Below are 13,001 nucleotides of genomic sequence, written 5' to 3'. Positions count from 1 at the left end.
GCCGTACCGCCGTTCTCTAGTACGTACTCCTGAGCGCCCGTTCCAGGATCGCCGCGCCCTCCTCCGCCTCCGCGACCGTCAGCGACAGCGGCGGGGCGATGCGCAGGGCGCTGGTGTTGTGGCCGCCGCCCTTGCCGATGAGCAGCCCGCCCTCGCGGGCCGCCTCCAGGACGGCGGCGGCCGCCTGCGGGTCGGCCTGGTCGGTGCCGGGCTTGACCAGCTCGACGCCGATCATCAGGCCGCGCCCGCGCACCTCCCGGACTCCCGGCAGCTGGGCGGCGACGGCGCGCAGCCGCTCGATGAGCAGGCCGCCGACCCGGCGGGCGTTGCCCTGGAGGTCGTGTTCGAGGAGGTAGGCGAGGTTGGCGAGGCCGGCGGCCATGGTGAGCTGGGTGCCGCCGAACGTGGAGATGCTGTTGGCGTCCAGGCAGTTCATGATCTCGGCGCGGGCGATCACCCCGCCGATCGAGGTGCCGTTGCCGATGCCCTTGGCGAAGGTGACGATGTCCGGCGGACCGCTGCGGGCGTGCGCCTGCCAGCCCCAGAAGTGGTCGCCGGTGCGGCCCCAGCCGGTCTGCACCTCGTCGGCGATCCACAGGATGCCGTGCTCCTTCAGCACCTCGCGGAAGGCGGCGTAGAGCCCGTCGGGCGGGGAGGTGAAGCCGCCGACCCCCTGGATCGGCTCGGCGATCAGCGCGGCGGGCGGCCGGGTGTGCCCGAGGATGTCCTTCAGGTCGGCGACGCAGGCGTCGATGAAGGCGCGGTCGTCCAGGTCGGCGAAGGGGCCCCGGGTGCGCACGCCGCCGTGCACGTACAGGGTCTGCAGCGGGGACAGGGAGGTCGGCGACCAGCCGCGGTTGCCGGTGATGCCGACCGTGCTGAAGGAGCGTCCGTGGTAGCTGTTGCGCATCGCCAGGATCGTGTTGCTGCGCCGGTAGGAGGTGGCGAGCAGCAGGGCGGTGTCGTTGGCCTCGGTGCCGGAGGTGGTGAAGAAGACCCGGGCGCCGGGGATGCCGCTCACCTGGGCGATGCGCTCGGCGAGGTCGACCATCGGGCGGTTGAGGTAGAGGGTCGAGGAGTGGATGATCCGCCCGGCCTGCTCGCTGACCGCCTTGGTCACCTCGGGCAGGGCGTGCGCGGTCATCGTCGTCAGGATGCCGCCGAAGAAGTCCAGGTACTTGTTGCCTGCGGAGTCCCAGACGTGGCGGCCCTCGCCGTGGGTGATCTCGATCGGCTCGTCGTAGTAGAGGGCGAGCCAGTCGGGCATGACCTGGCGGTGGCGTGAGTAGAGGTCGTTCACGGCTGTACCAGTCCTTCGTAGGCGTCGGGGCGGCGGTCTCGGTAGAAGGCCCACTGCTGCCGCACTTCCTCGATCAGGTCGAAATCGAGGTCGCGGACGAGGAGTTCGTCGGTCGCGTCGTTCGCGACCTCGCCGACGAACTGCCCGCGGGGATCGACGAAGTAACTGGTCCCGTAGAAGTCGTTGTCGCCGTACTCCTCCCTCCCGACCCGGTTGATGGCGGCGACGAAGTACTCGTTGGCGACGGCGGCGGCGGGCTGCTCCAGCTGCCACAGATAGGAGGACAGCCCTCGGTGGGTGGCCGACGGGTTGTAGACCAACTGGGCGCCGTTGAGCCCGAGTTGCCGCCAGCCCTCCGGGAAGTGCCGGTCGTAGCAGATGTAGACGCCGACCTTGCCGACGGCGGTGTCGAAGACGGGCCAGCCGAGGTTGCCGGGCTTGAAGTAGTACTTCTCCCAGAAGCCCCTGACCTGCGGGATGTGGTGCTTGCGGTACTTGCCGAGGTAGGTGCCGTCGGCGTCGATCACGGCGGCGGTGTTGTAGTAGAAGCCGGACTGCTCGACCTCGAAGACGGGGACCACGACGACCATCCCGGTCTCCCGCGCGAGGTCCTGCATGCGCCGCACCGTCGGCCCGTCCGGCACCCGTTCGGCCCAGCGGTAGTGCTCGGGCTCCTGGACCTGGCAGAAGTAGGGCGAGTTGAAGACTTCCTGGAACCCGATGACCCGCGCGCCCCGGCGGGCCGCCTCGCGGGCGTGCTCCTCGTGCTTCGCCACCATGGACTCGGTGTCGCCGGTCCAGGCGGCCTGGACCAGTGCGGCACGTACGACGTTGGCCATGAGCTGCTCCTTCGACGGACCGTCTAGAGCCTCTACGCCCGTAGAGCAGGCCGTAGAGGGACGAAAGTAAGCCTCCGGGAGGCCCTTGCCAAGACCATCGTCGTCATCCCGCGGAGTCGATCAGGTGGAACGCCCCTGCGGGTGAGCGTGAGGGTCGCTCCAGGGGGTGAACCGGAGCATACCGGGACGATGTCCCCTCGCGTCCGCTCACGTGGCGTGTCCGGCGACCCTCAGTGCGTGCACCAGGTCCCAGTGCCGCTCGTCGGAGACGGCCCGCGCGGCGCCGAGCAGCAGCGGCACGAGCCGGCGGGGGTCGGGGGCGACGCACCGGGCCGCCTCCTGCGCCGTACGCCCCCGCACCACGGCGTCGAGCAGCGCCGCCGCCTCCCTGCCCCGCCCTTCCTCCTCCAGCCGCAGCACGGCCGCGCCGATCTCCTGAGCCGGGCGGGCGACACCCTGCCGCAGCATCTGCCGCGCGTCGGCTGCCCGTCCGGCGGCGACGAGCGCGTCGGCGGCGGCGACCAGCCGTTCCGGGGGCAGCGAGGCGGTCTCCCACAGCAACGTGGCCCAGTCGGCGCCGAGCCCGGCCCGGTCCAGGCCGTCCGCGAGCGCCGGGAACCGCCCAGCGGGCCACTGCGCGACCTCCACCAGCACCGCGTGCGCCTCCCCGCTGCGCCCCTCGGCCCTGAGCCGAGCGAGCTGCTCCACGACCCCGGCCACGACCGCTGCCGCCTCGGCGTCCACCACCTCGGCGTGGGCCACCACGACGGGCTCGTCCGCCTGCCCCGCCCCGGCGAACCGCGCCCCGCGCGGCGTACGACGCGCGGGCGCCTCCGGTACGACCGGCGGGGCCGCCTGCGGCAGCACGGCAGCGGCCGCCGCGCCCTCCTCCGCCATCCCGGCGAACCGCGCGCTGCCCCGCCGGCGCTTGCGCGGCTTGGCGGGCGGGGTGGACGGAGCGGGGTCGGGGACCGAGGTGGCGGTATGGGGGGCGACCGGGGTGGGACGAGGAGCGGGTGGGGCGGCGGCTTCCGGGGCTTGGGCGGGAGGCGGGAACGCCGGGACGTCGTGCGCCTCCTGGCGGGCGCCGGGAGAGGGTGAGGCGGCCTGTGATGTGCGACCGGTGCGGAGAGGGTGTGGGGTGGCGTGCGCGGACCGGCCGGCGCCCGGAGAAGGCGAGGCGGCTTGCGGAGGCGATGAGGTCGCTCGCATGGCGTGACCGGCGTGGGGAGAGGGCGCGGCACCCGGGACTGGCGTGAACGGGTGCGGGGCCGGAGCGGATGGTGCGGCGTACGGAGCCGCAGTCCGGCGGTCGGCCTGCCGGACCGGACCGGGCACCGCGTCACGCGGGGCCTCGGCCGGGCCCGAAAGACGGCCGATGGCGCCACGCGCATCGTCGGGGACAGGTCCGGGGGCCCTGGGCTCCGCGTCGGCCGCCGAGTGGTCCGCGGGCCCGGAGGGCCGCCGGGTGCGGTCGCGGCCGGTGTCCCGCGGGGGCGGCGAGGCCTCCGCTGCCGCACCGGGCCCCCATGCCTCCAGGTCCTCGTCTACGGCCCGCGGCGGCCGGAACCTGTCCCCGAGCCGCGTCCCGCCCGACCGCCCGACGCCCCACTGCTCCCCTTCCACCGTCCGGCCATCGCGCTCGGCCTCCCGAAAACCGGGCGGCACCTGCTCGCGAACCCCCTCCGCTCCCCCACCGCCTCCGGCCCACGACGGCCCGGTCTCGTGCCCATGCCGCATTCCACGCGCCCGCATCGCCGCTCGCCGGTCCAACTCCGCCAAGCGGGACCGGAGTTCGGCGCACCGGGCGGTCGCGCGGGCGTGGTCGTCGTCGGCCCAAGCCAGGTCGAGGCGGAGGGACTCGGCCTCCGTTGCGGTGGGCGGGGAGGACAGCCGGCGGGTCAGTCCGGCGCGGCGTTCGGCGGCGCGGTGCTGTTCGTGGAGCATGGCGTCGAGGTGGTCGAGCAGGGCCTCGCGCGCGCCGGGGCGGGCGTCGTGCGCCGTGAGCGCGGACCGGTGCAGGGAGCGGGCCCGTTCGCGCTCGGCGGCAGCGGCGGCGGGGCCGTATGCGGCCGCGAGGTCCTCCAGCAGGGCCTCGACCACGTCCCACGGCGGCACCTCGCGCCCGTCCAGGCAGGCCCGCATCCCGTCGGGGTCGCGCCGCCAGAAGACCCCGCTCCAGCCTCCGCCCTGGTCCAGCCGTGCCAGCAGGCCGCCCAGGTAGCCCGCGAACTCCCCTGCTCCGCCTGGGAGTCGTTCCACCGCCATCGCTCAGCTCCCGCCCGGCCGCCGGTACTCCGCCGGTCAGGCAACACCAGTCGTGTTACGGCGCTGCTACACAGAGTTTTCCGGCAGTGCGCGGACGGATCATCGCCCAGCCCCGCGCGCTGTGCGGACCGGGCGCCTCAGGCGGGTACGAGCAGGCACCGCGTGACCAGGTCGTCCATCGACAGCCCGAGGACGCCGGCCAGCGCGGCGACGGTGAAGAACGCCGGCGTCGGCGCCCGGCCCGTCTCGATCTTGCGGAGCGTCTCGGCGGAGACGCCCGCCCGCGCGGCGACCTCGGCCATGCTCCGGTCCCCGCGCGCCTCGCGCAGCAACCTCCCGAGCCGCTCGCCGCGTTCACGCTCTTCGGGGGTCAGGGGGGTGCGCACCATGCGCCCATTCTAATACCGGCCCGCACGTCGGCACCCCATTTAAATACCGGTATAGTAATTGGCATGGTGGAACTGAAGACGGACACGTCGATCGACGCGATGCACGCGGCCGGCCAGGTCGTCGGACGGGCCCTGACGGCCGTACGGGACGCCGCGGCCGTGGGCGTCAGCCTGCTGGAGCTGGACGAGGTGGCACGGGAGGTGCTGCGCGAGGCCGGGGCGTCCTCGCCGTTCCTCGGCTACCGCCCGTCCTTCGCGCCGACCCCCTTCCCCGCGGTGATCTGCGCCTCCGTGAACGACGCGATCGTGCACGGCATCCCCGGCCGCTACCGGCTGCGCGACGGCGACCTGGTCTCGATCGACTGCGGCGCCGTCCTGGACGGCTGGGCCGGCGACTCGGCGATCAGCTTCACCGTGGGCCGCCCGCGCCCGGCGGACCTGCGCCTGATCGAGACCGCCGAGCGGGCGCTGGCGGCCGGCATCGCCGCGGCCGTCCCCGGCAACCGCATCGGCGACATCGCCCACGCCGTCGGCCGGGTCTGCCGCGACGCGGGCTACGGCATCCCGCACGGCTTCGGCGGCCACGGCATCGGCCGCCGTATGCACGAGGACCCCGACGTCCCCAACGAGGGCCGCCCGGGGCGGGGCCTGCCGTTGCGCCCGGGCATGGCCCTCGCCATCGAGCCCATGCTCATCGCGAGCGGCAAGGACGCCTACTACGAGGCATCCGACGGCTGGACCCTCCGCACGTCCGACGGCTCCCGCGCGGCCCACGTGGAGCACACGGTGGCCGTCACGGAGTCCGGTCCCAGGATCCTGACGACAAGGGAAACACCCTGAAGGGACGCCAGGCCGTAGCGATGCGCGGCTCCGCAAAGTGGGCGCGGGCAACCACAGACGACCCGCAGCCGCCCGACGAGCGGAAAGCCCCTCCCCCGCAGGCGAACATGCCACCCCCCACGGTTCATGTCATCGTGGGCATGAACAGCCCCCACCCGGTTACCCGGCGGAGCCAGTCGTCAGCGAAGGAAGCGCATCGCCATGACCAACGGCTACCCTCCTGACCCCTTCGGCGAATTCCTGGGCCGTTTCTTCGGTGGTCCCCCCAGCGGAGCCAAACGGCACATCGACATCGGCCGCCTGCTCAGCCAGCCGGCCCGTGAGCTGGTCAGAGGGGCCGCCGTGTACGCCGTGGAGCACGGCAGCCGGGACCTGGACACCCAGCACCTGCTGCGTGCCGCGCTGGAATCCGAGCCCACCCGGAGCCTGCTGAGCCGGGCGGGCGCGGACCCGGACTCCCTGGCCTCGGAGATCGACGACCGGGCGGGCCCGGTGCAGCACCCGCCGGGCGAGGCGCCGCCGCCGACCTCGCTGTCCCTCACCCCGGCCGTCAAGCGCGCCCTGCTGGACGCGCACGATCTGGCGCGGGCGAGCGGCGCGGGCTACATCGGCCCGGAGCACGTGCTGAGCGCGCTGGCCGCCAACCCGGACTCGGCCGCCGGGCACATCCTGAACGCGGCCCGGTTCTCGGCCGGCTCCCTGCCGCCCGAGGCCCCGGAGAGCACCCAGACACGCCAGGAGCGGCCGCGCGCCACCGGCACGCCCACGCTGGACAAGTACGGCCGCGACCTGACCGACCTGGCCCGGCAGGGCCGGATCGACCCGGTGATCGGCCGGGACACCGAGATCGAGCAGACCATCGAGGTGCTCTCCCGCCGGGGCAAGAACAACCCCGTCCTCATCGGCGACGCCGGGGTCGGCAAGACGGCCATCGTCGAGGGGCTGGCCCAGCGCATCGCCGACGGGGACGTGCCGGACATCCTTGCGGGCCGCAGGGTCGTCGCGCTGGACCTCACCGGGGTCGTGGCCGGCACCCGCTACCGGGGCGACTTCGAGGAGCGCCTGAACAACATCGTGGAGGAGATCCGCGCCCACTCCGACCGGCTGATCGTGTTCATCGACGAGCTGCACACCGTCGTGGGCGCGGGCTCCGGCGCCGAGGGCGGCGCGATGGACGCCGGGAACATCCTCAAGCCCGCCCTGGCCCGGGGCGAGCTGCACATCGTGGGCGCGACCACGCTGGAGGAGTACCGCAGGATCGAGAAGGACGCGGCGCTGGCCCGCCGGTTCCAGCCGGTGCTGGTGCCCGAGCCGACGGCCGAGGACACCATCGAGATCCTGCGCGGGCTGCGCGACCGGTACGAGGCCCACCACCAGGTCCGCTACACCGACGAGGCGCTGGTCGCCGCCGTGGAGCTGTCCGACCGCTACCTCACCGACCGGCGGCTGCCGGACAAGGCCATCGACCTGATCGACCAGGCGGGCGCCCGGGTACGGCTCGGCTCGCGGACCAAGGGCACGGACGTGCGCGCGATGGAGCGCGAGGTCGAGCAGCTCGTGCTGGACAAGGACCAGGCGGTCGCCGGGGAGGACTACGACAAGGCCAAGGAGCTGCGCGACCGGATCGGCGAGCTGAAGAAGCGGATCGCCGAGGCGAGCGGCGACGACAAGGCCGACGAGGGCCTGGACCTGGAGGTGACGGCGGAGGCCATCGCCGAGGTGGTGTCCCGGCAGACCGGCATCCCGGTCAGCCGGCTCACCCAGGAGGAGAAGGAACGGCTGCTGGGCCTGGAGGAGCATCTGCACCAGCGGGTGGTCGGCCAGGAGGAGGCCGTCGCCGTGGTCGCGGAGGCCGTGCTGCGCTCCCGCGCGGGGCTCTCGAGCCCGAACCGGCCGATCGGCAGCTTCCTGTTCCTCGGCCCGACCGGCGTCGGCAAGACCGAGCTGGCCCGGGCGCTCGCCGAGGCGCTGTTCGGCAGCGAGGACCGCATGGTCCGGCTCGACATGAGCGAGTACCAGGAGCGGCACACCGTCTCCCGGCTGGTGGGCGCCCCACCCGGGTACGTCGGCCACGAGGAGGCCGGCCAGCTCACCGAGGTGGTGCGCCGGCACCCGTACTCGCTGCTCCTGCTGGACGAGGTGGAGAAGGCCCACCCGGACGTCTTCAACATCCTGCTGCAGGTGCTGGACGACGGCCGGCTGACCGACTCCCAGGGCCGGACGGTGGACTTCACCAACACGGTCATCGTGATGACCAGCAACCTCGGCTCCGAGGCGATCACCCGGCGCGGCGCCGGGATCGGGTTCGGGCCGGGCGGCGCGGACGCGGACGAGGAGGCGCGGCGGGAGCAGATCCTGCGGCCGCTGCGCGAGCACTTCCGGCCGGAGTTCCTCAACCGCATCGACGAGATCGTGGTGTTCCGGCAGCTCACCGGCGCGCAACTGCGGCAGATCACCGACCTGCTGCTGGAGAGCACCCGGCGGCTGCTGGACGGGCAGGGCGTCTCGGTCCACTTCACGGACGCCGCCGTCGACTGGATCGCCGAGCGCGGCTACCAGCCGGAGTACGGCGCCCGGCCACTGCGCCGCACCATCCAGCGGGAGGTGGACAACCAGCTGTCCCGGCTGCTGCTGAACGGCACGATCTCCGAGGGCAGCCGGGTGACGGTGGACGTCCGCGACGGCCGGCTGGACTTCCGCACCCAGGAAACCCAGCCGCCCGCAACGCAGTTGCCGGTCTCGGAGTCGTGAGCCCGGCCGCCCGGCGGAGCTGAGCGGGCTCCCGCGACCACCCGCCTCCCGCCCGGCTCGGCCGGCCGGGAGGCGGGCGGTCGCGTCTACGGCGCCGGATCCACCACCATCGCCGAGCCGCCGCCGCGCCGTACCTTCTCGGCGGCCGCCAGCCACTTGCCGCCCGGCAGCCGCTGCACACCGGTCGCCGCGCCGATCTCGGGGTTGAGCGAGAAGGAGTGGCCGATGCCCTCCAGCTGTTTCCTCAGGTCGCTGTCGTACAGCGCGGGTTCGAGTTCGGTCCTGGCCGCGTTGCGCTGGCTGGCCCTCGGTGCGGCGATGGCGTCGACCAGCGGCAGATGCCGGTCGAGGAACCCGGTGAGGGTCTGCAGCACGGTGGTGATGATGGTGGCTCCGCCGGGGGAACCGAGCGCCACCACGGGGCGGTTGTGCCTGTCCAGCACGATCGTCGGCGAGATCGACGAGCGCGGCCGCTTGCCCGGACCCGGCAGGTTCGGGTCGTGCACGGCCGGGTTGGCCGGGGCGAAGGAGAAGTCGGTCAGCTCGTTGTTGAGCAGGAAGCCCCGGCCGGGCACGGTCATGCCGCTGCCGCCGGTCTGCTCGATGGTGAGCGTGTAGGAGACCACGTTGCCCCACTTGTCGGCCACGGTGAGATGCGTGGTGTTCTCGCCCTCGTACGTCGTCGGGGCGGCCGTACCGCCCGTGCCGCAGGCCGCGGGGTGGCGGGGGTCGCCGGGGGCGAGCGGGCTGGTGAGGACGGCGTCGTCCTTGATCAGGCAGGCGCGCGAGTCGGCGTACCGCTGGGACAGCAGCTCTTTCGTCGGCACGTCCTCGAAGGCGGGGTCGCCGACCCAGCGCCCGCGGTCGGCGAAGGCGATCCGGCTGGCCTCGATGAAGTGGTGCAGGTACTGCACCTCGCTCGCCTTCGACAGGTCGGTGTTCTGAAGGATGTTGAGGGCCTCGCCGACCGTGGTGCCGCCCGAGGAGGAGGGGGCGATGGAGTACACGTTCAGGCCGCGGTACGAGGTCCTGGTGGGCGCCTGGGGCTTGGCGCGGTAGACGGCGAGGTCCTTCTCGGCGAGCTTGCCGGGGCGGGCGTTCCAGCCGGAGGCGGGGGCGACGGGCGGGTCCTCGACCGTCTTGACGATGTCGTCGCCGATGTCGCCGCGGTAGATGGCGTCGATGCCCTTGCGGCCCAGTTCCTCGTAGGTGCGGGCCAGTTCGGGGTTCTTCAGCCGGGAGCCGACGACCGGCAGCTGCCCGTTCGGCAGGAACAGCCTGGCGGTGTCGGGGAAGTAGCGGAACCGGGTCTCGTTGGACGCGGTCTGCGAGCGGAAGGTGTCGTCCACCGTGAAGCCGTCGCGGGCGATCCGCTCGGCCGGCTTCAAAACCGTGCCGAGCCGCTCGCTGCCCCACTCCTCCAGCGCCTTCTGCCAGGTCGCGGGCGTGCCCGGGGTGCCGACGCTCAGGCCGCTGCTGACGGCGTCGGCGAAGGAGAGCGGCTTGCCGTGCTCCAGGAACAGGTCGGAGCCGGCGCTCAGCGGCGCCGTCTCGCGGCCGTCGATGGTGTGCACGGTACGGGACTTGGCGTCGTAGTAGACGAAGTAGCCGCCTCCGCCGATGCCGGCCGAGTAGGGCTCGGTGACGCCGAGCGCCGCGGCGGTGGCGACGGCGGCGTCGACCGCGTTGCCGCCGTGTCTGAGGACCTCGATGCCGGCGGCGGAGGCGTCGGCGTCGACGCTGGCGACCGCACCGCCGTAGCCCACCGCCACGGGAACCTTGGCGGGCGTGCCGCTCGTCGTCGCGCCGGGTGGCGCCGCCGCCCCCACCGACACCATGGCGGCCGAGACCGCCAGAACCGCCAGTTTCCGCGTGCCAGGACGACCCATCCGTACCTCCCGCAGGGACAAGTCCGCGCAGCGTAACCAGATTGCCGTAGTACCGACAGTACGCCTCGGTCTCCCGCCACACGAACGTCACAGACCGAACAGGGGTACGCACGTCTTCTCCCCGTGCCGCTACCATCCCCGGCCATGAACGACGACGTGCGCAACATCGTCCTGGGGCTGGTCGCGACCGGGATATCGGCCTCGCTCGGCTGGCTCGCCCGTACCTATGTGTGGCGCCGCAGACTGCGGCGCACGCAGGCGTTCTTCGGACTGCCGGACAACTCCGAGTCCCTGCTGGTGGTCAACCGTGACGCGGGCGGGCCGGAACTGACGGTGTCGCGCAACGACGTGTTCGCGCTGCTGGAGCTCTCCGCCCTGATCAAGGACTGCCACGCGCACGCCCGGGTCGTCACGCACGACGCGGCGCAGCAGGGCTTCGGCGAGCGCACCGAGTTCTGCCTCGGCGGCCCGGCGTCCAACCGCCGGATGGCCGCCCATCTCGCCTCGCTGGTGCCGGGCGTACGGGTGAACACGGACGGCGAGCCGGGCCCGGACCGCGGCGCCTTCCACATCGGCGGGGAGACCCACCGGCTGGAGAAGGGCCTGAGCGAGCACGTGCTGCTCGCCCGGCTCACCATGGGCCGGGACACCCGCCCGGTGTTCCTCTTCTGCGGCCAGCGAGCCATCACCAACCAGGCCGCCACCCGCTATCTCGCCCGCCACCACGCACGCCTGCACCGCAAGTACGGCACCGGCTCCTTCGTGCTGCTGCTGAAGGTGGTCAACTCCCAGGCGTACGGCCCGGATGTGGTCGAGCTGGTCGCGGACGTGACGCGGGCGGCGCGCACCCCGCTGCCCGAGGCGGCCGCCGCCGACACGGCCGCTCAGCGGGTTTCAACAACCTTTACCGGCACGTAACTTACCGACGGGTTACTTAGGGTAAGCGGTCCCGGTTACCGTCGGGTCACTTTGGACTGGAACAGTTGAAGGAGTGGCCCATGGGACACCGCCGCGCCTCTGTGCGCACCGCCGCCGTCACAGCCGTCTCGGCGACGCTGTTCGCCGCCGCCGCCGGTCTGGCCCCCGCCGCCCAGGCCGCCGGCACGCCGGGCGTCCGGTTCGTCGACATCACCGGCGACGGCGGCACCGTGCTGAAGGCGAACGTCGTCACGCCCGCCGGCGCCGACGGCTCGCACGCCTACCCGCTCATCGTGCTGCCCACGAGCTGGTCCCTGCCGCAGGTGGAGTACCTCGCCCAGGCGCAGAAGCTGGCCGACGCCGGCTATGTGGTGCTCACCTACAACGTGCGCGGGTTCTGGCAGTCCGGCGGCCAGATAGAAGTGGCCGGTCCGCCGGACGTGGCGGACGCCTCCAAGGTCATCGACTGGGCCCTCGCGAACACCCCGGCCGACCCGCGGCACGTCGGCATGGCGGGGGTGTCGTACGGCGCCGGGATCAGCCTGCTTGCCGCCGCGCACGACAAGCGCATCAAGGCCGTGGCGGCGCTCAGCGGCTGGGCGGACCTGATCGACTCCATCTACTCGGGCCGCACCCAGCACGTTCAGGCGGCGGCGCTGCTGGACGGCACGGCCACCGTCACCGGCCGGGAGAGCCCCGAAGTGCGGGACGTCTTCGACCACTTCTACGCCTCCGACCTGTCCAGGGAACAGGAGATGATCGCGTGGGGGAGGAAACGTTCCGTTGCGACCTATGTGGACCAGCTCAACAAGAACGGCGCGGCCCTCATGCTCGCCAACGCGTGGGGCGACTCGATCTTCCCGGTGAACCAGTACGCCGACTTCTACGAGAAGCTGAAGGTGCCCAAGCGCCTGGAACTGCGGCCCGGCGACCACGCGACCCCCGAGCTGACCGGCCTGTTCGGGCTGCCCAACGACATCTGGACGGACACCGAGCGCTGGTTCGACCACTACCTCAAGGGCGCCGGGAACGGCATCGACCACGAGCAGCCGGTCCAGCTGAAGTCCCGTAGCGCGGGGGGATACGAGGGCTATCCGGACTGGAAGTCGATCGCCGCCACCCGCCGCAAGCTCGCGCTCGCCGGCTCCACCACCCTCCACACGAACGTCGACTCCGGCGCCGACGGCGGGGTGGTCTTCCTCTCCAGCATCCTCGACCAGGTCGCCCAGCTGCCGCCCATGGCCGCGATCCCGCTGCTGCCGCGCCGCTGGGCGGCCGTCTGGCAGTCGGAGCGGTACGGCAGCACCCAGAAGGTGCGCGGCACGGCCACCCTGCACACCACGCTGACCCCGACCGCGGAGAGCGGCACGTTCATCGCCTACCTGTACGACGTGGGGCCGCTCGGCCTCGGCAAGCTGGTCACGCACGCGCCGTACACCTGGCACGGGCGGACGCCCGGCGAGCCGTTCGGCGTGGACCTCGACCTGTTCTCCACCGCCTACGACGTGCCCGCCGGGCACCGCCTGGCGCTGGTGGTGGACACGGTCGACCCGCTCTACATCGAGCACAACCCGTCCGGCGCGCAGCTGACCTTCTCCTCGCCCTCGGACGACCCGTCGTACGTGTCCGTCCCGCTCGGCGAGCAGTGATCTCCGGCTGCCGCCGGACGAGCCAGGCCCGTGAACTGCCGCCCCCCGAGAGCAGCGTGCACGTCCCGGTGTGGCTCGGCGGGGTTCCCCCTTCACCACAGGGATGAACGGCACATCGTAGTCGAGGTCCGGCGGGTTGGTCCCGTCGTCTTCGCGCG

General features: G+C 72.8%; 9 protein-coding genes. 4 read left to right on the top strand and 5 right to left on the bottom strand.

From position 1 onward, the window contains the following. Positions 1-16: 16 nt before the first annotated feature. From AB0950_RS06540 to AB0950_RS06525, 4 genes are all read right to left on the bottom strand, one after another. Positions 17-1,300, bottom strand: coding sequence for an aspartate aminotransferase family protein (locus AB0950_RS06540; RefSeq protein WP_366777961.1), 1,284 nt, complete (start codon positions 1,298-1,300; stop codon positions 17-19). Beyond that, positions 1,297-2,139, bottom strand: coding sequence for a nitrilase-related carbon-nitrogen hydrolase (locus AB0950_RS06535; RefSeq protein ID WP_360573383.1), 843 nt, complete (start codon positions 2,137-2,139; stop codon positions 1,297-1,299). The genes AB0950_RS06540 and AB0950_RS06535 overlap by 4 nt, the downstream gene beginning before the upstream one ends. Positions 2,140-2,346: 207 nt before the next feature. Beyond that, positions 2,347-4,407, bottom strand: a complete 2,061-nt coding sequence (locus AB0950_RS06530; RefSeq protein ID WP_366777959.1) for a hypothetical protein — start codon at positions 4,405-4,407, stop codon at positions 2,347-2,349. A 137-nt stretch (positions 4,408-4,544) separates the two neighbouring features. Beyond that, on the bottom strand, positions 4,545-4,796 hold the full coding sequence (locus AB0950_RS06525) for a helix-turn-helix transcriptional regulator (RefSeq protein WP_360155486.1): 252 nt from the start codon (positions 4,794-4,796) through the stop codon (positions 4,545-4,547). A gap of 63 nt (positions 4,797-4,859) precedes the next feature. Here AB0950_RS06525 and map point away from each other — a divergent pair, with 63 nt between their 5' ends. After that, entirely contained in the window at positions 4,860-5,636 is a 777-nt protein-coding gene (map, locus tag AB0950_RS06520; protein WP_360155483.1) for a type I methionyl aminopeptidase, read from the top strand. A 201-nt stretch (positions 5,637-5,837) separates the two neighbouring features. Beyond that, the gene (locus AB0950_RS06515; RefSeq protein ID WP_360155480.1) at positions 5,838-8,387 is read left to right on the top strand and encodes an ATP-dependent Clp protease ATP-binding subunit; all 2,550 of its coding nucleotides are present in this window, start codon (positions 5,838-5,840) and stop codon (positions 8,385-8,387) included. Between the two features lie 86 nt (positions 8,388-8,473). Here the strand turns inward: AB0950_RS06515 and ggt are convergent, their stop codons facing one another. After that, positions 8,474-10,276: a gamma-glutamyltransferase gene (gene ggt, locus AB0950_RS06510; protein ID WP_366777958.1), complete on the bottom strand. Its 1,803-nt coding sequence runs from the start codon at positions 10,274-10,276 to the stop codon at positions 8,474-8,476. 144 nt (positions 10,277-10,420) lie between these two features. On the opposite strand from ggt, the gene AB0950_RS06505 reads away from it, so the two are divergent. Further along, positions 10,421-11,194 (top strand): hypothetical protein, encoded by a 774-nt coding sequence (locus AB0950_RS06505; protein WP_366777957.1) that lies wholly within the window; start codon positions 10,421-10,423, stop codon positions 11,192-11,194. Positions 11,195-11,274: 80 nt separating this feature from the next. Next, positions 11,275-12,843: a CocE/NonD family hydrolase gene (locus tag AB0950_RS06500; RefSeq protein WP_366777956.1), complete on the top strand. Its 1,569-nt coding sequence runs from the start codon at positions 11,275-11,277 to the stop codon at positions 12,841-12,843. Positions 12,844-13,001: the final 158 nt, after the last annotated feature.

It is taken from the genome of Streptomyces sp. NPDC007189 (genome assembly GCF_040703635.1).
Taxonomy (GTDB): Bacteria; Actinomycetota; Actinomycetes; order Streptomycetales; family Streptomycetaceae; genus Streptomyces.
The sequence above is the reverse complement of the archived record's forward strand: the minus strand, read 5'-3'. Positions and strand labels throughout refer to the sequence as shown.

Bases quoted from the DNA above. Each gene is read 5' to 3' on its own strand.
- AB0950_RS06535 (WP_360573383.1), bottom strand. From the start codon at position 2,139: ATGGCCAACGTCGTACGTGCCGCACTGGTCCAGGCCGCCTGGACCGGC.
- AB0950_RS06530 (WP_366777959.1), bottom strand. From the start codon at position 4,407: ATGGCGGTGGAACGACTCCCAGGCGGAGCAGGGGAGTTCGCGGGCTAC.
- AB0950_RS06525 (WP_360155486.1), bottom strand. From the start codon at position 4,796: ATGGTGCGCACCCCCCTGACCCCCGAAGAGCGTGAACGCGGCGAGCGG.
- map (WP_360155483.1), top strand. From the start codon at position 4,860: ATGGTGGAACTGAAGACGGACACGTCGATCGACGCGATGCACGCGGCC.
- AB0950_RS06515 (WP_360155480.1), top strand. From the start codon at position 5,838: ATGACCAACGGCTACCCTCCTGACCCCTTCGGCGAATTCCTGGGCCGT.
- ggt (WP_366777958.1), bottom strand. From the start codon at position 10,276: ATGGGTCGTCCTGGCACGCGGAAACTGGCGGTTCTGGCGGTCTCGGCC.
- AB0950_RS06505 (WP_366777957.1), top strand. From the start codon at position 10,421: ATGAACGACGACGTGCGCAACATCGTCCTGGGGCTGGTCGCGACCGGG.
- AB0950_RS06500 (WP_366777956.1), top strand. From the start codon at position 11,275: ATGGGACACCGCCGCGCCTCTGTGCGCACCGCCGCCGTCACAGCCGTC.